Raw genomic sequence first — 18,711 nt, 5'->3', positions numbered from 1 at the left:
GTCAACTAATTAGCGATTTACTGCGGGGGTACGCGCCAAACATCGATTGTGCCATTACCAGTCCCGCTGACTAATGTTTGTCCCCTGGGGCTGAAGGCGACGGCATTAAAATATTCTGCATTTCCAGTCACGTAGCCAATTAAGGTGCGGCGTAACGTGCCTGTCTCCAGATTCCACAGCTTGACAACGCGATCGCTACTGTTACTTGCCAGTGTTTTACCATCAGGGCTGATAGTAACAGAAGTTACTACGCTGCGATCGCTGCTCAAGGTACGAACGATCTGACCTGTATTCAGATTCCACAGCTTAATTATCCCATCACTACTGCCACTAGCAATTTGTCCGTTGTTGCTCGTAGCTAGGGAAAACACGTTACCAGCACCACTGAGAGTCCGAATCAATTTACCTGTATTCAGATTCCACAGCTTAATCGTCTCGTCGCTGCTACCAGTGGCAAGAATTTGTCCATCTCGGCTGATAGCAACAGCATTGACATCGCCGGAATGTCCGTTGAGGTTACGCAGCAATTGACCTGTATTCAAATTCCATAGCTTGACAATTCCGTCATTGCTCCCACTTGCCAAAGTTTGTCCGTCGGTCGCGATCGCCACTGAATTAACATGGTTTAATCCGCCACTGAGAGTTTGGATCAGTTTACCCGTGTGAGGATTCCACAACTTGATAGTGCGATCGCCACTCCCACTAGCCAGAATTTCTCCATCTGGACTTATCGCCAGGGAATGGACGTGACCTGAGTGTCCGGTCAAAAGACGCTGTAGTTTATTCGTGTTGAAATTCCAAATCTTAATTGACCCATCACCGCTACCAGTAGCGAAGGTTTGCCCATTAGGGCTGAAGGTGACACAATTATAGTTAGTAAAAATCGGCGCGTTTACACTCAGAGGAGCGCGGTGAGCATCAACTGAACGTCCACCTGTCGATCTTTCTAGTAGTAAGCTGCTCGGTAAACTCCGCATCACCGCAAATACATCGGCTGGAAATACTCCAAATCGACTGTAGGCATAGATTTGAGTTCCAACTAAAAAAAGTAGAAGAGTTGCACCACCTGCAACTAAAGCGCTGAGATTGCGCGGATGTAATCTAATTGGTGGTAGCGATCGCCTGCGGGTAGGAGTAGAACTAAACCGTTGGAGTTGTTGTAAGTCGTATAGTACTTTGTCTGCCGATTGGTAGCGATCGCTTATTTGGGAACGCACCATCTTATCTAAAATTGCTGCTAGGTGAGGTGAAACTTGGGCGCGATCGCGCCAGATCGCTTCCCCATCTGCATCTTCGCTTAATTCGCTTGGCGCAACTCCAGTCAAAGCTTGAATTGCCGACATTCCCAGCGCATAAATATCGCTAGCATAACGCGGTCTGCCTCTGGCTTGCTCGATTGGCATATATCCCGGTGTGCCGATCGCGCGCGTGAAAGTAACTTGTCCGTTTCCAACAACTATCTGAGTATTAACTTGCTTGACTGCCCCAAAGTCAATTAAAATCGATCTCCCGTCTTTGTGTCGTCGAATTATATTACTGGGTTTGATATCTCGATGAATGACTTGACTCTGGTGGACAAAATTCAAAATTTCTAGTACATCTACAAGCAGATTGAATACCTCCGCTTCTGGTAGCCGCTGACCGTCTGCCAGTAACGTACTTAAGGGATAACCTTCAACGAGTTCCTGTACTAAATAAAATTCTTCGTTTTCAATAAAATAATCGAGTAAGTCTGGAGTTTTCTCGTGTCTTCTTCCCAAACTTTCTAAAACTCTAGCTTCAGAATCAAATAATAGTTTTGCTTCTCGTAATGTATTTGGATCGTTGCTTGCTGGTTTCAAGCGTTTCACCACGCACTGTCTTTTCATTCTGCGCAGGTCTTCAGCGAGGTAGGTTTCCCCATAGTAGCCGCGTCCTAATTGGCTGATAATGCTGTAGCGCCCGTCTAGCAGTGTACCTAGCATTAGTTGATTTTATCTAACAGCAGAGCGTCCATATTGTTACGAAGCAGGCGATCGCAGTTAAACACAAAATACGTCTTCTTTTTACCACTGTCATCTGCCCTCTGCCTTATCTTCACTTTGACGAGGCTAATTTGTCGGCAATGCGGGTAGTTTCTGGCAGACGATATTTTGGCGTACATTGCAAAACATAATCGATCGCGGTGGCTAAGCTGACTCGATGCCCGCTAGAAATATATAGTGGTTTTGTCCCAGTTCTGGTTCTAAGTACTGCACCAATAGTTTCTCCTTTATCGGTTAATAGTTGCCAACTACCTCGTGCTTCTGGGACTTCTTGATGTTTGCCAATCAGTAGAGACTTGGCTACGCCTATAGTTGGTATATCCACAATTAGCCCTAAATGACAAGCGATCCCGAATCGGCGCGGATGAGCAATTCCCTGACCGTCACACAAAATTATATCGGGCGTAATGTTAATTTTTTCCAGAGCATCGAGAACGGCGGGAACTTCCCGAAATGATAAGAATCCTGGGATATAAGGAAAACTTGTCGGACGACGTGCGATCGCTGTTTCTTGGAGTTGCAGACTGGGAAAACTCAGCACGGCAACCGCAGCTCGACTTATCGTACCATTTGCCTCAAAACCCATATCTACGCCTGCAACATACTGTATCGGTGTCTGAATTTTATCTGTAGTAATAATTTCACCTCGTAATTTTTCTTGAATTGCGATCGCTTCTGCTGTAGTTAAAGTCCAAGTATGGCGTTGGTTAATTTTCATGAATCAGTTGTCAGTTATCAGTTGTCAGCGAATCGCGCTCCAGGGATAGGCTTATCTTAAGATTTTTAGCAATTTTCCCCAAATTATATTATTTGAGTGCTTAATACAATTAAAGCTAAACAGTAGAAATTAGTAATGAATGATTGGTATTTAGTAATTGAATCAATAAGTAGACAGCGATTGGACTTTTCATGTAGCCACTAGCCACTCTCTACTAATAACTGATTTATGAGAAACAGCGATTATCTTAAAACAAGTTTGCCTTTTGCTGGCGGGATCGTTTTATTAATTATTGCCTTTATTTTTCGTCCTTTTGCGATCGTTAATGCAGGTCAAAGAGGCGTAATGATGCAATTTGGCAAAGTTCAAGAGGGAATTCTGGATGAAGGATTACATGTGATTATACCTTTTGTTACCACGGTTAAAACTTTGAGCGTGCGCGTTCAGAAAAGTAGTTTTAATGCTGATGCTGCTTCTAAAGATTTGCAAAAAGTCACCACAGAACTAGCTGTTAACTGGCACATCGATCCTACACAGGTCAATAAGATTTTTCAACGAGTCGGGGATGAAGAACAAATCGTTGACGGGATCGTTACTCCAGCCGTCTCTGAAGTTCTCAAAGCGGCAACTGCAAAAAAAACTGCGGAAGAAATTATTACCAAAAGAACAGACTTAAAAGCAGAAATTGACGATGCTCTAAAATCTCGTCTGGGAGATTATGGAGTCATGGTAGACGACGTTTCTCTAGTGAATTTTTCCTTCTCGCCAGAGTTTAGCAAAGCTATTGAGTCAAAACAAATTGCCGAACAAGAAGCCAAGCAAGCAGATTTTGTTGCCTTAAAAGCGACAAAAGAAGCACAAGCAGAGGTTAACCGTGCTAAAGGACAAGCAGAAGCGCAAAGATTGCAGCGACTTACTTTGACTCCAGAAATATTGCAAAAACAAGCAATTGAAAAATGGGATGGGCATTTTCCTACAGTCGTGAGCGGTAACAGTAGTCTACCTTTAATAAATATCAATCCTGCCGATCTGAACAATAAAAAATGATGATGAGCGCTTGATTGTTTGTTGTTGGTTGCTAAAGAGTAGCTGGTGGAACCGGTAATTAGCGGCTGGAATCTTTTCTAGTCACCAGCCACGCTTTCACTAGCCACTTTCTACTGATAACTGACAATTTTATCCAGACGTTACATGTAACGTCTCTACACTGACAACTGATAACTGTTACTTAAATTTTCGCTTACATTCATAATATCTCTTGTACTCTTCGTCTAAATTCTCTCGATTGGGAAACTTTTTATACAAGATTTTTTACTTGAGTGGCTGTAAGCTCCTATGTTAGTTATTTATATTTAAAAATTACAGAAAAACATTTATACCTAACTTTCTTTTATTCTACGTAAAATGAATGCCTATTCCTAAAGATATAAATCAACTGGTATAGTGAGACACTTTTTATTTGCGCTAGGTGCCTTAATACTAGTTAGTGGATAGAACGTTCTATTTAATAGCACCAGTCTTGGTGGAATGCATTAGTTACTGGGTGCGGGTGCTGACCGTTAAGCCCCGCTTGCCCATTTCACTTGACTGTGGTGCTTCAGAGTGAGTCCCTAAGTCCGTAAGATTGTCCAAATCAAATAGGAATAAGGCAAAACAATGAAACCGCTGATTTCTCCAGAAGAACTTGCGACTTTAGTGCAGCAGGAGCCAATAGCGATCGTTGACACTCGCGCTCCAGAAGAGTACGCAATTGCCCATATTCCTGGCGCAGTCAATATTCGCGAGATTTTTACTTATTTAGCTGCCTCTACACCTGAAGGATTGAATAGCCTGCACGCGGAATTTGCCAAACTTTTAGGCGCAGCTGGTATTTCAGGTAGAGAAAAGATTGTCATCTACGAAGAGGCAATGAATAAAGGCTTTGGACAATCTTGTCGAGGATACTTTCTGCTGAAGTATTTTGGTTGTCAGCAAGTATCCGTATTGCATGGCGGTTATCAAGCTTGGTTGAAGATGGGGTTGCCGACAACTGCGGAAGTTCCTACGCCAGAACCAACAACGTTTGTGATGGACATCGATCCGGCAATTATGGTGACTACAGAACAGATGTTGCAATCTTTGGACGACCCAGCCATTATCAAGTTAGACGTGCGCGATCGCGATGAGTGGATGGGTGAGAGTTCTTCTCCCTATGGTGTAGATTTCTGTCCCCGCAAAGGTAGGATTCCCGGTGCGGTTTGGATTGAGTGGTATGACTTTATGGTTCCCAACGCTGAAATTCCTACATTTCGTTCTAAAGAAGAAATTTTAGCGATGTGTGAGAAGGTGGGCATTACTCCAGAGTCAACGGTGTATGTCTACTGTTTCAAAGGCTCTCGCGCCTCCAACACCTTAATCGCCCTTCAAGAAGCGGGAATTAAAAATGTGAGAAACTATTTTGCTTCTTGGAATGAATGGTCTCGCGATCCATCTTTGCCAATTGAGACAGGCAAACCAGTTAACAGTTATCAGTTATCAGTTAACAGTTAACAGAGGGAGCAGGGAGCAGGGAGCAGGGAGCAGGGAGCACAGGGAGCAGAGGGGCAGAGGGGCAGGGAGCAGAGGGGCAGAGGAGCAGAGGGGCAGAGGAGCAGAGGAGCAAGGGAGCAAATACCAACTACCAATTACCAACTACCAACTACCAACTACCAACTACCCATTACCCATTACCCATTACCAATTGCCTTTGTAGTTGATACATACGGTTGAATAATTGCCAGCAATATTTTTCTGATAAGCCGCAGGTCACTGCACCTCTAAGAACTACATCAAAATACCAGTCGTTCGGGGGCATCTCTGTTGTTAGTTTATTCACGACAACGTATGTCCTCACGCCTTTGTAGATACGTTCTCGGCTATGAACGCTGATTCTTTCGTGACGATACCAATTTTCGGAGACTCCCTCACGGCGATCGAGGGCTTGGCTCAGGCGTTTTGGTAGCATGTACAATACCCCTTCCACGCTGGCTGTTTCATCGGGGACGACATCCAATACACCAGAGTTTCGCAACGGAGAGTAGGAATAAAAGCCCAACCTGTAGCCTTTGAGAGTCGCAGGACCGATCGCGTATACGTGTGTTTTTTCACCGAGCGATCGCTTTAAATCTACCGGACACATGCAAGAGCCGTAAGCAAAATAGTAAAACATCGGTTCGCGTTGCTGTTGCTGACTCAAATAGGCATTGCCGATCGCGTTTTTACCGATAGTTTCATCGGTGCTTGCTACCTCTTGCAACTGTCCTAGCCTGCTCATAAGCTCATGATATTACTTGCTATTAGCATCATATTATCAGACTTTTAGCCTAAAGTCACATAACTTGATAGGCTAACCGTTGATTGGTAATGGGTAATGGGTAATTGGTAGTTGCTCCTCTGCCTCTGCCCCTCTGCTCTCTTCTCCCCTGCTCGTGCGCTCCCTTACATTGACAAACTCAGCTGAGAACCATTTTGAGTCTTGACGACTTCGATACGGGCTTGGAAAGCTTCTTTGAAGTAGGGCATGTGTGTCACTGCCAGAATGCAAGAAAAGTCAGCAGCGATCGCGTTGACTGCGGCAATTAGGCGATCGCAACCTTCTTGGTCTTGCGTGCCAAACCCCTCATCAACAATCAATAATTGTAAAGATGCTCCTGCTCTTTGGGCTAACAATCTCGCTAGCGCTAGTCTAATGGCAAAGTTAATCCGAAATGCCTCGCCCCCAGAATAGGTTTCGTAAGGTCTGGTTCCCCGTGCATCGGCAATTAAAATATCTAAAGTATCGATCGTTTTGGCATTTTTTTTCGCTGCGCGTCCGCTACGTCCGGTTTTTTGGGTAATAAATTGGACATGTAACTGGTTGGCAGACAGCCGTGCTAATAATTGGTTGGTTTCTGCTTCTAGTTGAGGCAGCAGATTTTCAATCATCAGCGCTTGAATGCCATTTTTACCAAACGCTTGCCCTAATTCTTGATAAACTCGCTGTTGCCGACGAGCGACTTGGAGCTGTTGCTGCTGTTGTTCTTGTTGAGCCTGCATTGCGGCTAACTGCTGAGATTGCTGCTGCAAGCGTCCTAACTGACTGAGGAGATCGTCGAGTTGGCGGCGACGAAACGCCAATTGCGATTCTAGAGTTTGAATTTCAGTTGTGGTGTTGGGAGACTGTTCTAATTTATGAATAACTTCTTCAATCTGAACGGCAAGAACTTGCCGTTCGGCGGTTCTGGCTTGTACGGCTTCAGCTAAATCGCGCGATCGCTGCTCTAGTTGAGGATACTGTTCTTGAGCTGAGAGTAGTTGTTGATAGCTCAATTGCCACGCTTGGGCTTGTCGAATTGCCGTTCTTAGGGCGCTGTGTCGATCCGGATCGTAACCGATTTCGTCAATCCGATCGGCGATCGCGGCTATTTGTTTGGCACATTCAGACTCAACTTGGTATTGCTCGATTTGCTGAGACAAATCGTCAATTTGCGTTCTCATCTCCGGTTGTCGGGCGATAATTTGTGCCTGTCGCTTTTGAGCATCTTTAATTTGTGCCTGTCGCACTTCTGCCCATCGCAATTTATCGACCTCACTCCGTGCTAAAGCATGGCTTTCTTCGCTGTAGTTGAGTCGCTGAAGTTGAGAATTGAGTTCGTTTAATTCTGCCTGTAAATCGGCAGCGTAGTCTCCTTGGGCTAGCGATCGCTCTAGATGTTGTTTTTCCGCTGCAATTTGTTCTAAGCGACTTTGCAACTCATCGCTAGCAGATAGTTGTGCGATGACTTGTCCCCGTTGCTCTCGTAAAGCATCGTATTGGGTAAGTTTCTGCGCGACTTCCCGATATCGTCGTCGCAGTTCTTGAATTTCAGTTTCCGTGACTACCAGTTGTTCTCGGACAACTATAAATTGTTCTTCAGTATCCCTTTTCTGTTCTTTGGTTTTGTCTACTACGCGGTTCCAATGATGTTCGTCCAAAGGACGCTCGCACAAGGGGCATACCGCATCCGGTACGGACAGCATCTGAATTTTTTGCTCGACTTCTCCTAATTGCTTTTCAAATTCTCGTTGTTGCTCTTGCAGGCGTTCTAAAAAATGGCGGCGTTCCTGTCCTTTTTCCCGTACCCGTTCGATATAGACTTTATCTTTCTCTAGCTGCTCGATTTGGACTGCTACTTCTGTCGCGGTTTGTTGTAACTGTGACTGAGTCGATTGCTGCTGGCTCAAGGTAATTTGTTGCGTTTCCAGTTCTTCGAGTTTCGCAGTTAACCGCGCTTGGACTTTATCAATTTGAGCTTGCAGGGTATTACGCCGCTGGATCAGAGGAGAGACTTGGAGTTGCAGCCGATCTAAAATTGCCAAGCGATCGCGGGCGGCGGCGAGTTGTAAGACTCCTGCTTCTACTTCTGCCGATTTGCTCAGAGCTTGTTGGGTTTCCTGTTCTTGCTGTTGTAAGATAACTAGTTGACCTTCAGCACGTTGTAATTGGCGCTGAAGTTCGTTGACTTGCTGTACGAGTTGTTGCTGTAATCGAGTGTGCTGTTGTTGGGCGTGGCTGTATTCCTGAAATTTAGTGCTGAATTCTTCTTCCTGCCCTAAGAGATCTTGATAGTGTTGGTATCCGGCTTGAATTTCCGGCTCTCGATCTAAAATCTCTGCTACAGCTGCCAGTTGAGACTCGATCGCGAAATGCTCTTGTTGGAGGCGATCGCGATCCACCGTTAGATTTTGAGATTGCTGTTTGAGGAAACTTAATTGTTGTTCCCAGTTTTGTTGTTGGCTGCGAATGACTTGTAAGCTTTTGAGTTGAATGTCATCAAAAGCTTGTTCCTGCTGCAACTGGTTGACTTGAGCTTCAATTTCTGCTAGTTGAGTGGCGATCGCTTCTTGTTGTTGTAGTTGGGTGGCAAGCGATTGCAAAGCCTGTTCTAATTGATCGGCTTGAGCGCGGAAAGATTTCGACAGATCTTTTGCCCGTTCTTCTAGTTCGTCATAACGATGCAGTTTGAGTAACTCCGCCAAAATTTCTTTGCGCTCGTTTGGGCGCTTGAGCATGAATTCATCAGCTCGTCCCTGACGCAAATAAGCTGAGTTAATAAATGTTTCGTAGTCCAGCTTAACGTGTTCTAAAATTAATGACTGAGTGGCTCGAACTCCCTTTTCAGTTAGCGAGCGAAAGCCTTGTGGCGTTTCAACTTGAAACTCTAGGGAACTGCTTTGTCCTCGGTAACGGGTACGAATCACGCGATATTTGTGGCGATCGCTGTAAAACAGAAAATCAACCCGTACTTCTTTAGCTCCGGAGTGGATAATATCATCTTCGGCGACAGCACGACTCTGACCCCAAACCGCCCAGGTAATTGCTTCGAGTAGAGACGATTTACCCGCGCCATTCGAGCCACATATACAGGCAATATGTAACCCGCTAAAATCAAGAGTCGTCTCGCGATAACTGAGGAAGTTTTTGAGTATAAGTTGGACTGGAATCATTTAGGCTACTGCACCACACCCTCGATCTAGAAATAACAGTACAGATGCACTGTTACCTAGTTTATTGTAGTAAAAATTCGTCATTCGTCATTCGTCATTAGCCATTCGTCATTTGCGATCGATAATTTTTCGACTCCTGTACGAGCGGGTTTAATCGTAAATCTATTTGTTTTAGTACGAGTATCTTCAAAAAAACCGCCCCTACGACTGTCGACTCCCAATTACTATTCTCGATCGCTTATTGCTCATTAGCCATTAGTTATCGGTTATAACATCAACCTACGTCTTAGTTGTAGTAAAAGCAAATCCCTCATAGTTCATCCCGATTAGAGAGATGCACAACTTGTTTTTACTTTACCTAAGTAAAGCACGCTAACAGATCGCGGATAATAAACGAAAAAAGAAGTCAAAAGTCAAAAGTCAGAAGTCAAAAGTCAAAATTTGAGACCGACCACTTGCCACGAAAGACAAATGACCAATGACCAATGACAAAGGAGGACTAAACCAATGACGGCGAAAAAAATTTTGATGCTGGTTGGTGACTACGTAGAAGATTATGAAGTCATGGTTCCATTCCAGGCGCTACAGATGGTAGGACATACAGTTCATGCTGTCTGTCCTGATAAAAAAGTAGGGGAAAAGGTACGCACGGCGATACACGATTTTGAAGGCGACCAAACTTACAGCGAGAAGCCAGGACATAACTTTGCCTTAAACGCCTCCTTCGATGAAGTTAAAGCCGAAAACTACGACGCTTTAGTTATACCAGGTGGTAGAGCGCCAGAATACATCCGTCTAAATCAAAAAGTTTTGGATATCGCACGCCACTTTGCCCAAACCAACAAACCAATTGCGGCAATTTGTCACGGCTTACAAGTCCTAGCAGCAGCCGATGTTTTACAAGGTAAGAGTTGTACTGCATACCCAGCCTGCGGACCCGATGTGATGAAAACTGGTGGTTTATACGTTCACATTCCTCCAGACGAAGCAATGGTGGATGGTAATTTGGTTACAGCACCCGCATGGCCCGCTCATCCTAACTGGTTAGCAGAATTTCTCAAGTTGCTGGGAACCAAAATCGAGCATTTATCAGGGAGCAGGGAGCAGGGAACAGGGAGCAGGGAGCAGTTATCGAGTAAAAGTTAGCAGGTAAAAGTTGGGGATTCTAACTCTCACTAACAAAGTTAAAGAATGATTCTTAGTTCGTGGGAAGTGTAGATCGCTATGGCTAAGCATTAGAAGTCGAGCAGTGGCAGCATTATCTGTTGCCTCACAATGGAAAAAGCTCTTGGGAGTCTTGCCGTGTTTCGACCCCAAGAGCTTTTTCTTTAATACCACTCCTCACACACAACTTTAGTTTAGGCTACTCCTCTAGTAGAAAACAGTAGCGGGTGACACTTTAGAAATTGGTTATCAGTTATCAGTTGTCAGTTCTCGGTTAAAGAAAAAGCTCCTGGGAGTCTTGCCGTGTTTCGACCCCAAGAGCTTTTTCTTTATTACCATTTCCTCACACACAACTTTAGATTAGACGATCCTCTGGGATAAAACAGTATAGAGGGACACTTTACAGATTGGTTAATGGTTCATAGCTAATGGCTAATAGTAGGCATTTGAGTTAACAATGAGCAATTAGCGCTCGATAATTAGCAATGAATGCAATTCGGACTACTCAACTGTGTCGGAGTTTTGGTAGTGTCACGGCTTTGGACAACTTATCGCTGGAAGTTCCACAGGGAATTGTGTTTGGCTTTTTGGGGGCGAATGGTTCTGGTAAAACCACGACAATTAGGCTTCTACTAGGAATTTTAGAGCCAACGGCTGGTCGAGCTGAGGTGCTGGGTTTCGATTGCCGTACCCACTCCTACGCCATTCGCCAGCGCACGGGTGCTTTGCTAGAACACCCAGGACTTTACGAACGACTCAGCGCAGAAGATAACTTAGAATTTTACGCCCGAGCTTGGCGCATTCCTACAGCCAAAAGGCGAGCGCGGATTCAAGAATTACTTTCACACATGGGTTTGTGGCAGCGCCGCCATCAAAGAGTAGGAGAATGGAGTCGGGGCATGAAACAAAAACTCGCGATCGCTAGGGCGATGTTACATTCTCCGCCATTAATCTTTCTCGACGAACCCACCATCGGACTCGATCCCGTCGCTGCTGCTGCTTTGCGCGACAACATTCAGGAAATGGTAGCGCAGGAAGGAGTGACAGTATTCTTAACGACTCACAACTTGGCAGAAGCCGAAAAATTGTGTCAGCAAGTCGGCGTGATTCGTCAAGGTAAACTTTTAGCAGTAGGACATCCCGATCGGTTGCGATTGCAAGCTGGCAATCCCAAACTAGAAATTATCGGACGTGGATTTACAGCGAATGCGATCGATTGGTTAGAGTCTCAACCGCTCATTGCTGAGATTGACATTTCTAAAATTAACAATGAGAGCGATCGCTTAACTATTTCCCTACATCAACTCATCAGTTCTGCTCCCATCGTCAAAATGTTAGTCCAAGCTGGAGTAGAAGTAGAAGAAGTTCGCAAAGTCAGCCCTACGCTGGAAGAGGTTTTCTTAAGCTTGATGGAACAGTAGAGGAGCGAGGAGTGGGGAGCGAGGAGTGAGGGGAAGAAGAGAGCTGGGGAAGCTGGGGGAGAGCGGGGAGAAAAAAATTCTCCCTTGTGTCCTCCCAAACTTCCCAAACTTCCCAAACTTCCCACACCCCACACCCCACACCCCACACCCTTTCTTCACTAGCCACCAGCCACTAGCCACTAACCACTCCCGACTCCCCCGCTTCTGGTTTCAGTAAAGGAAAGGCGATCGCATCCCGAATGCTGGCACAATCAGTTAAGAGCATGACGAGGCGATCGATCCCGATGCCTACACCGCCTGTAGGTGGCAAACCGTACTCTAAAGCTGTTAAAAAGTCTTCGTCTACTCCGTGTGCTTCTAAGTCTCCGGCTGCTTTACGGGCTGCTTGAGCTTCTAATCGCTGTCTTTGATCGATCGGATCGCTCAACTCAGAAAATCCGTTGGCGGTTTCACGTCCAGCGACGAATAACTCAAATCGCTCTACTAAACCAGGCTTCGAGCGGTGAGGCTTGGAAAGTGGCGAAATTTCCACTGGATAATCGATGACATATGTAGGTTGAATCAGCGTGGCTTCGCAAGTTTGTTCAAACGCCTCATTCAAGAGTTTGCCAATCGAAGCACATTCCTCAACTGCTTGAATTCCCGCTTGTTTCGCCGCAGCCTTTGCCTCATCTAAACTTGAGAAAGCATTAAAGTCTAATCCTGTTTTCTCTTGTACGAGATCGTGCATCGTAACCCTGCGCCACGGGGGTGTGAGATCGATCGCCTCACCTTGATAGGTAATTTGCAGCGTGCCTAAGACTTCCTGCGTCACTGTAGTGATGATATTTTCTACCAACTGCATGATGTCGTGATAATCAGCGTAGGCTTGGTAAATTTCAATGGAAGTAAATTCTGGGTTGTGGCGGGTAGAAACGCCCTCGTTACGAAAAATTCGCCCCAATTCAAATACTTTCTCAAATCCACCCACGACCAACCGCTTGAGATGGAGTTCTGTGGCAATCCGCAGATACAAATCCATTTCTAGGGTGTTGTGATGCGTGATGAAGGGACGAGCATCAGCCCCGCCTGCTTCTGCTTGTAGTACGGGAGTTTCAATTTCAATAAAACCCTGCTGCTCCAAAAAGCGGCGAATTCTTGCCGTAATTTGAGCGCGACGGCGAAAAGTTTGGCGGACTTCTGGATTGACGATTAAATCTACGTAGCGCTGACGATAGCGCTTAGCTACATCAGTCAAGCCATGCCACTTATCGGGTAAAGGAAGTAAAGACTTGGTAAGAATAGCGTATTGGTTAACAAAAACCGATAATTCGCCCTTTTCCGTGCGTTTGATCGTCCCTTTTGCGCCTAAAATGTCTCCTGCGTCTGTCAGTTGCTTTAGATGGTTGAAGGCATCTGGATCGATCTCTGCCATCGCAGTATCGATTCTTTTTTTATCTAGATATAGCTGGATCGTGCCAGTCTCGTCTTGCAAGCCGAAGAAAGCCAGTTTGCCAAAAACGCGGCGCGCGATGATTCTACCCGCGATCGCCACTTCTATTTCTACCTCTTCCCCACTGGGTAAGTCGGCATACTTTTCTTGTAATTGAGCTGCATGGTGGGTAGATTCCCAACGATAAGCATAGGGATTTAAACCCAACTGCCGCAACTGCTCGACTTTCTCTAACCGCGTGGCACGGATATCTTCTTCTGCCATGACTACTTTCCTAAAGGGAACGCACTGATAAAGGGACGCAATCTTTGATTATAAAGAATTTGTCATTTGTCATTCGTCATTGGTCGTCGCTCCCTGCTCCCTGCTCCCTGCTCCCTTTTTTTATTCGATCGATCTCGCGTTGTAGTTCTTCAATTTGACGGCGTAAATCCTCTGTTGCGGCAGATGGGGATGATTCTGTTTGTACGTTAACTGCGTTTTGAGCGGGCGATCGCGAATAATTTCCTTGGCGAATTTGACGATATTCGGCAGAATTTGCCCATTGTTGCAGATAAGTTATCCTTTCTACCGCAAACGGGTGCGTCAAAAACAAATTTTGGGGAAAGTTATTGTAGAGCAGAAATTTATAAACTTGGTTCAAGCTATCTTGGTCGAGTTCTTGGAATCTTTCTGCTTGCCGGATAAACTCGTCTAAGCTGCATTCGTGACCGTACTGTATGCTACCCCCAGCTAGCTTCATCATCGTTTGCATGACTGGTTTGAGATCGTCCATCACCATCAAGGCTGCTCGATCTGCTGATAGCTCGGCTTTCCGCTTCCATTCGTAGAAGGCAAATACCAATCCACTACTGACTAAATTCCCCAAACCTAGAGTTCTAGCTCCAATATAGTTAGCCGTGGAAATCACCCAAGTTGCCATTTGAATCAAAATTGTATGACCGCATTTGAGATGTCCTAATTCGTGTGCTATCACCGTGCGAATTTCTGTAGGAGTCAAAAGATCCAACAGTCCAGTGTTGAGAACGATATTAGGCTCCTCCTGACCGAGAGCATAGGCATTGACGACGGGAGTTTGAGACACGAACAAAACTGGTTCTGGAGAAATATCTAAATCTCGAACGCATTCGCGAAAAATTTGGTAGACGCTAGAATACTGGCGCGCTCCCACTTGAATGCTGTTGCCCATGTGATAGACCATTTGGGGGCGTTCGTAGAAAAATTTGATGAATTGTGTCGCTACCAAATCAAAACCTGGTAAACTCCGTAAGGCTTGTTCCGCTTGGCGATCGAGCGGATGGCGAAAAGTTTCGCAAGAAATGTCTGGATAAGTTGGCATAGTAAGAAGTCGTCAGTCGTCAGTCGTCAGTCATAAGTTGTTACTAAATACTAGCTACTCTTCACTAGTCACTGTTCCCTGTTCCCTGCTCCCTGTTCCCTGTTCCCTGCTCCCTGCTCCCTGATAAAAGTTAGTAAAATAAAAGACTCTGATGGTTAAACCTCCAAGCCAGTCGTTGGAGAACAGACAACAAGTAGCTAACAAATACATAATAGGACTGGAATCGGGATGATAACTTCGCGCTAGTAGAGAAATAGAAGTCAGTGATTGAAGTAGAGGTACATTATTCCCTGCATAACTTCCTGCGATCGCAGGCAGAAGCTGCATGGTCGCATCATTTGACAATGGCGCGACTCGTAGCTAGAGCTTTGCGGCTCGGACGTAGTGCTTTGATTCAGGTGGGTGCTGGTTGCGGCTATCAGGGACGTTATCGCCTGAGTTATCTAGCACCAGCTCTACTTTGGCAATCTCCGGCGGTCATAGTAGCAACGGAGGAAGTGCAACAGCGTCTCTTGCGAGTAGAAATTCCGCCTCTACAGCAATGGCTGCAAACGAATAAAAGTATTATCGTCGGCGATCGCTGGATTCATCCCGATTTTCAAGGTATTTTACTCATTACCCCTGCGGCTTGGCTGCAAGCTCAATGGGCGGGAACGGGCGATTTTCCCCCCAACATTCCGACACTAATTGATGGGGTGGACGATTTAGAAGACTGGGCGCGATCGCAACTAACTGTTAGCATTCATCCTGGTAACTGGGACGAATTGATGCTAGCTTATCCCGATCGGGCGGAAGTCATTCGGGAAGCGCGAGTCCAACTGACAAAAGCCGTCTTCCGACATCCAGCCAACCCATACGAGTGCTATCTTGTCTCCCCAGATGAGTGGGATATTCTGGCAAGCCTGTTTACTAGACTAGAAGACAAGGGAGCAGGGAGCAGGGAGCAGAGGGAGCAGAGCAGCAGGGGAGCAGAGGGAGCAACTAGCAATTACCAATTACCGAAGAATTGGTATTTGTTCCAACAGCGATCGCAAACACCAAACTGCTTGTTATGGATGAGCCTAAACCGCTCTCAAGGCTTATTTTCACTCTACTGCGCTCCCGCAGAGGTGGCTTCGGCTCTTGCACCAATTTGGACTCGACAGCCTGTAGTCTTCATGGGTAGTGCCTTAGATCGAGAAACAGAGGCTACGACTTATCGCAAGCGCTTGGGTTTACCAGAAGAACTCACTTGTTTGAAATTTGCTGGCGATCGCCACAACGAATCAATTCAACTCTACACGCCAGAACGCTTTCCTTTACCCAATACCCCCCAATATCAACCCGCTTTGATGCGAGAAATTTATGCTTTGATTGGTGCGACGGTATCGCCAGGATTAACGATGATTTTAGTTGGCGATTTGCCTTTAAAACAGCAAATCGGGGCGCAATTAGCCGCAGAGTTTGGTTCGCGGGTACAGGTAGAAAAAATCAGTTTGGATGAGAATAGCATTCTCGTCAGCGGTTGGAACTTTTGGCAACAGCATCAAGGTATCTTGCCAGTACCGCAACTCACAATTATTACAACATTACCCATACCATCTCTAGAGCATCCAATTGTGGCGGGTCGAGTCGAATACTATAAGCGATCGCGTCAAGACTGGTTTGCCGTTTATCTATTACCTGCGGCTTTAAATCAATTACAACGGGCGATCGCGCCTATGCGCGATCGTCAAGGAGTCGTAGCTTTACTAGATAGTCGCGTATTACACCGCAGTTACGGACAGCAGGTACTTGCAGCTCTCAGCCCTTCCGCTAGATGTAATTATTTAGATGCTAGTTTGTTTGCGAAAGAGTAATTGGTCATTAGTCATTAGTCATTGGTCATTTATGAGTAGCCAGCCACTCGCCACTACTCTCTACTCCCTGCTCCCTACTCCCTGCTCCCTACTCCCTGCTCCCTACTCCCTACTCCCTACTCCCTACTCCCTACTCCCTACTCCCTGCTCCCTGCTCCCTGTTCTACGATATGATTCAGAAATAAGGGGTTTATAGCTTGGAATGGAAGTAGATTATGGGAGAAGCAAAGCGTCGTAAAGCTGTGTTGGGAGATAAGTACGGTCAAGAAGCACAAATCTTTCCCTGGCTTCCCGTGACTAAGAATCAAGCACAGAAACTTACGCAGTGGAGTACCCGCATTAGTTGGATTGGTATTGGGCTGTTAGTTGCTTCCTGGGTAACAATTCGATTTATTGGACCCGCCCTTGGTTGGTGGCAAACTGTTGATTAGAATACAAGTAGTAACTCACTCTTGAGACCGAGGAGTGAAACAACTGAATTCAGAGATATTAAGAGGACAGCTAGAGTATTCAGCTAGATCGAGCTAAATACTTAAGTTGTCCTTATAGTTTTCATAATTTATTTCTTTACGATCGATCGCGAAGTCTTGCCTAGTTTCTAACATCTATTGCATCTATTTTTCCGAAGTTGCAGGCATAAATCTTTAGATAATTCAATCTGGAATTTTTCTAAAACAGATTGTTTCAATACTGTAGGAGCGGCGCTTTTACTTTAACCTATTCGGTACGTCTAGGAGGCAGATGAATTTGATTGCAAAGAAATGTTACAATTTCTCATAGCGATCGCCAAATTGCAGCGAAAATCCAAAGAAATTCTAAAGAAAACGAAAAAGGTTTACAATTAGATGTGGTGTTTGGAGGAAAAAAGTGTTTCTGAGATTGGCAGAGCAACACCGACAATACGTCCAAGATCTGGTAATGAACCTCCAAGCCTTGGCGATTGTACTAGAGCGGCGGGGATATCCTGCGTCTTGTTATACTTGCGGGGGACAAATGAGCAGTGCCTCATTTATGGTCAGTTTGGCGGATAATCATCTGATTCGGTTTTTGGTGTCCGATTACGGCATTACCTGGACTGAAATGAGAGACGATCGCGAACTCATGAAGTTGGAGGGTGCAGAGGCAATTAGTCAGTTACAAGAACTTGCTAATTTAGTCAAAAACTCTATCTCACCTAGTGAATTGCCTAAGCTGATAACAAAGCGAGTGTGAAGAATTCGGAGTTCGGAATTCCGAATTAACTAGTCAGAGATCGTAGTGGTAATTGGTTATTGGTTGTCGGTTTGTGGTTATTGGTTGTGGTTGATGGTTATTGGTTGAAAGTTAACAGTTAACTTATAACTGGTCACTGTTCCCTAATAACTGTTCCCCGTTCCCTGTTCCCTGTTCCCTAATAACTGATAACTGATAACTATTAAGTATGAAACTGACTAGAATCGATTTAAATAGCTGGTTATTAGAAATTGCTGGGCTGAGAGTGCTGATCGATCCGTGGTTGGTCGATTCGCTAGTCTTTTACGGACAACCCTGGCTATTCTCCGCCTCTCATCTCAAGCCACCAGTATACAATCCGACTACGCTGCCAAAAATAGATTTAATTTTACTTTCTCAAGGTTTGGACGATCATTGTCATAAACCCACATTAGAACAATTAGATCGTCAAATTCCGGTGGTAGGTTCGCCTACAGCAGCAAAAATCGTCAAGAGCTTGGGTTATACTGCTGTTTGTTCTCTTATACCGGGACAAACCGAGATTATTGGTGCTTTAAATATCACCGCCGTTACAGGTGCGCCAATTCAAGGTCAAGTAGAAAATGGCTATTTCCTCAAAGACGTGGAGAGTGGGGAAACAGTTTACTACGAGCCTCATTGGTTCCAGTCAGAGAAAGTTACAGCTCAATTTCAAGGTACGGTAGATGTAGCGATCGCCCCGATTATCGGACAGGTATTTCCACTGCTGGGACAGGTGATTATGGGATCGACAGAGGCAATGCATTTGATTCAAACTTTGCATCCCCGCGTTTTCGTTCCTACATCTTTAGGCGAGATCGAAGCTCGGGGAATTTTGCCGATGTTAATTCGATCGATTGGTAGTGTAGAAGAATTTAGCGATCGCTTAGCAGCTTCTGGCTCTAAAACTCAATTACTTCTACCTGCTGCTGGGGAAACTTTGGCGATCGAACCAATTAAATTGTAGATGTAGTTTCCTGAAACGATACGCTGGTAGGGGCGCACAGATGTGCGTCCCTACCGAGAAAAATATATTCGATCCATAGAAAAACAATCGCGATT

Annotated in this window: 16 protein-coding genes; 9 read left to right on the top strand and 7 right to left on the bottom strand. The window is 45.3% G+C overall.

What is annotated here, in order from left to right; all coding sequences use genetic code 11:
* Positions 1-17 precede the first annotated feature (17 nt).
* Both ACRC32_RS16545 and nfi read right to left on the bottom strand, forming a co-directional pair.
* Complete coding sequence (locus ACRC32_RS16545) at positions 18-1,964, bottom strand: protein kinase domain-containing protein (protein ID WP_438554997.1); 1,947 nt, start codon at positions 1,962-1,964, stop codon at positions 18-20.
* Between the two features lie 112 nt (positions 1,965-2,076).
* Positions 2,077-2,742 carry a deoxyribonuclease V gene (gene nfi / locus ACRC32_RS16540; protein ID WP_438554996.1) on the bottom strand — a complete coding sequence of 222 codons (666 nt, stop codon included), beginning with the start codon at positions 2,740-2,742 and terminating at the stop codon, positions 2,077-2,079.
* A 228-nt stretch (positions 2,743-2,970) separates the two neighbouring features.
* On the opposite strand from nfi, the gene ACRC32_RS16535 reads away from it, so the two are divergent.
* The 3 genes from ACRC32_RS16535 to ACRC32_RS16525 all read left to right on the top strand — a co-directional run bounded on the left by ACRC32_RS16535 (position 2,971) and on the right by ACRC32_RS16525 (position 5,473).
* Positions 2,971-3,789, top strand: coding sequence for a prohibitin family protein (locus ACRC32_RS16535; RefSeq protein WP_438554995.1), 819 nt, complete (start codon positions 2,971-2,973; stop codon positions 3,787-3,789).
* Between the two features lie 609 nt (positions 3,790-4,398).
* Complete coding sequence (locus ACRC32_RS16530; protein ID WP_438554994.1) at positions 4,399-5,271, top strand: sulfurtransferase; 873 nt, start codon at positions 4,399-4,401, stop codon at positions 5,269-5,271.
* Positions 5,222-5,473: a hypothetical protein gene (locus tag ACRC32_RS16525; protein WP_438554993.1), complete on the top strand. Its 252-nt coding sequence runs from the start codon at positions 5,222-5,224 to the stop codon at positions 5,471-5,473. The genes ACRC32_RS16530 and ACRC32_RS16525 overlap by 50 nt, the downstream gene beginning before the upstream one ends.
* Here ACRC32_RS16525 and ACRC32_RS16520 read toward each other — a convergent pair.
* Positions 5,441-5,929: a gamma-glutamylcyclotransferase gene (locus ACRC32_RS16520; RefSeq protein WP_438555006.1), complete on the bottom strand. Its 489-nt coding sequence runs from the start codon at positions 5,927-5,929 to the stop codon at positions 5,441-5,443. The two genes, ACRC32_RS16525 and ACRC32_RS16520, sit on opposite strands and share 33 nt — an antisense overlap.
* A gap of 269 nt (positions 5,930-6,198) precedes the next feature.
* Complete coding sequence (sbcC, locus tag ACRC32_RS16515; RefSeq protein ID WP_438554992.1) at positions 6,199-9,225, bottom strand: exonuclease subunit SbcC; 3,027 nt, start codon at positions 9,223-9,225, stop codon at positions 6,199-6,201.
* 507 nt (positions 9,226-9,732) lie between these two features.
* Here sbcC and ACRC32_RS16510 point away from each other — a divergent pair.
* Together ACRC32_RS16510 and ACRC32_RS16505 are read left to right on the top strand one after the other, a co-directional pair.
* Positions 9,733-10,371 (top strand): DJ-1/PfpI family protein, encoded by a 639-nt coding sequence (locus ACRC32_RS16510; protein WP_438554991.1) that lies wholly within the window; start codon positions 9,733-9,735, stop codon positions 10,369-10,371.
* A 503-nt stretch (positions 10,372-10,874) separates the two neighbouring features.
* Positions 10,875-11,810 carry an ATP-binding cassette domain-containing protein gene (locus tag ACRC32_RS16505; RefSeq protein ID WP_438554990.1) on the top strand — a complete coding sequence of 312 codons (936 nt, stop codon included), beginning with the start codon at positions 10,875-10,877 and terminating at the stop codon, positions 11,808-11,810.
* A 172-nt stretch (positions 11,811-11,982) separates the two neighbouring features.
* On the opposite strand, the gene lysS is transcribed toward ACRC32_RS16505, so the two are convergent.
* The 3 genes from lysS to ACRC32_RS16490 all read right to left on the bottom strand — a co-directional run bounded on the left by lysS (position 11,983) and on the right by ACRC32_RS16490 (position 14,791).
* Complete coding sequence (lysS, locus tag ACRC32_RS16500) at positions 11,983-13,506, bottom strand: lysine--tRNA ligase (RefSeq protein WP_438554989.1); 1,524 nt, start codon at positions 13,504-13,506, stop codon at positions 11,983-11,985.
* A 76-nt stretch (positions 13,507-13,582) separates the two neighbouring features.
* Positions 13,583-14,581 (bottom strand): M48 family metalloprotease, encoded by a 999-nt coding sequence (locus ACRC32_RS16495; protein ID WP_438554988.1) that lies wholly within the window; start codon positions 14,579-14,581, stop codon positions 13,583-13,585.
* A gap of 54 nt (positions 14,582-14,635) precedes the next feature.
* Positions 14,636-14,791: a hypothetical protein gene (locus ACRC32_RS16490; protein WP_438554987.1), complete on the bottom strand. Its 156-nt coding sequence runs from the start codon at positions 14,789-14,791 to the stop codon at positions 14,636-14,638.
* Between the two features lie 53 nt (positions 14,792-14,844).
* On the opposite strand from ACRC32_RS16490, the gene ACRC32_RS16485 reads away from it, so the two are divergent.
* The 4 genes from ACRC32_RS16485 (at position 14,845) to ACRC32_RS16470 (ending at position 18,616) form a co-directional block, all read left to right on the top strand.
* Complete coding sequence (locus ACRC32_RS16485) at positions 14,845-16,419, top strand: helicase C-terminal domain-containing protein (RefSeq protein ID WP_438554986.1); 1,575 nt, start codon at positions 14,845-14,847, stop codon at positions 16,417-16,419.
* Positions 16,420-16,634: 215 nt separating this feature from the next.
* Positions 16,635-16,850, top strand: a complete 216-nt coding sequence (locus ACRC32_RS16480) for a DUF2839 domain-containing protein (RefSeq protein WP_438554985.1) — start codon at positions 16,635-16,637, stop codon at positions 16,848-16,850.
* 436 nt (positions 16,851-17,286) lie between these two features.
* The gene (locus ACRC32_RS16475) at positions 17,287-17,631 is read left to right on the top strand and encodes a DUF1815 family protein (RefSeq protein WP_317106570.1); all 345 of its coding nucleotides are present in this window, start codon (positions 17,287-17,289) and stop codon (positions 17,629-17,631) included.
* Positions 17,632-17,839: 208 nt separating this feature from the next.
* Complete coding sequence (locus ACRC32_RS16470) at positions 17,840-18,616, top strand: MBL fold metallo-hydrolase (protein WP_438554984.1); 777 nt, start codon at positions 17,840-17,842, stop codon at positions 18,614-18,616.
* Positions 18,617-18,711: the final 95 nt, after the last annotated feature.

The organism is Chroococcidiopsis sp. (assembly GCF_051657925.1).
GTDB lineage: Bacteria > Cyanobacteriota > Cyanobacteriia > Cyanobacteriales > Chroococcidiopsidaceae > Chroococcidiopsis.
This window is presented reverse-complemented; position numbering and strand designations above follow the sequence as displayed.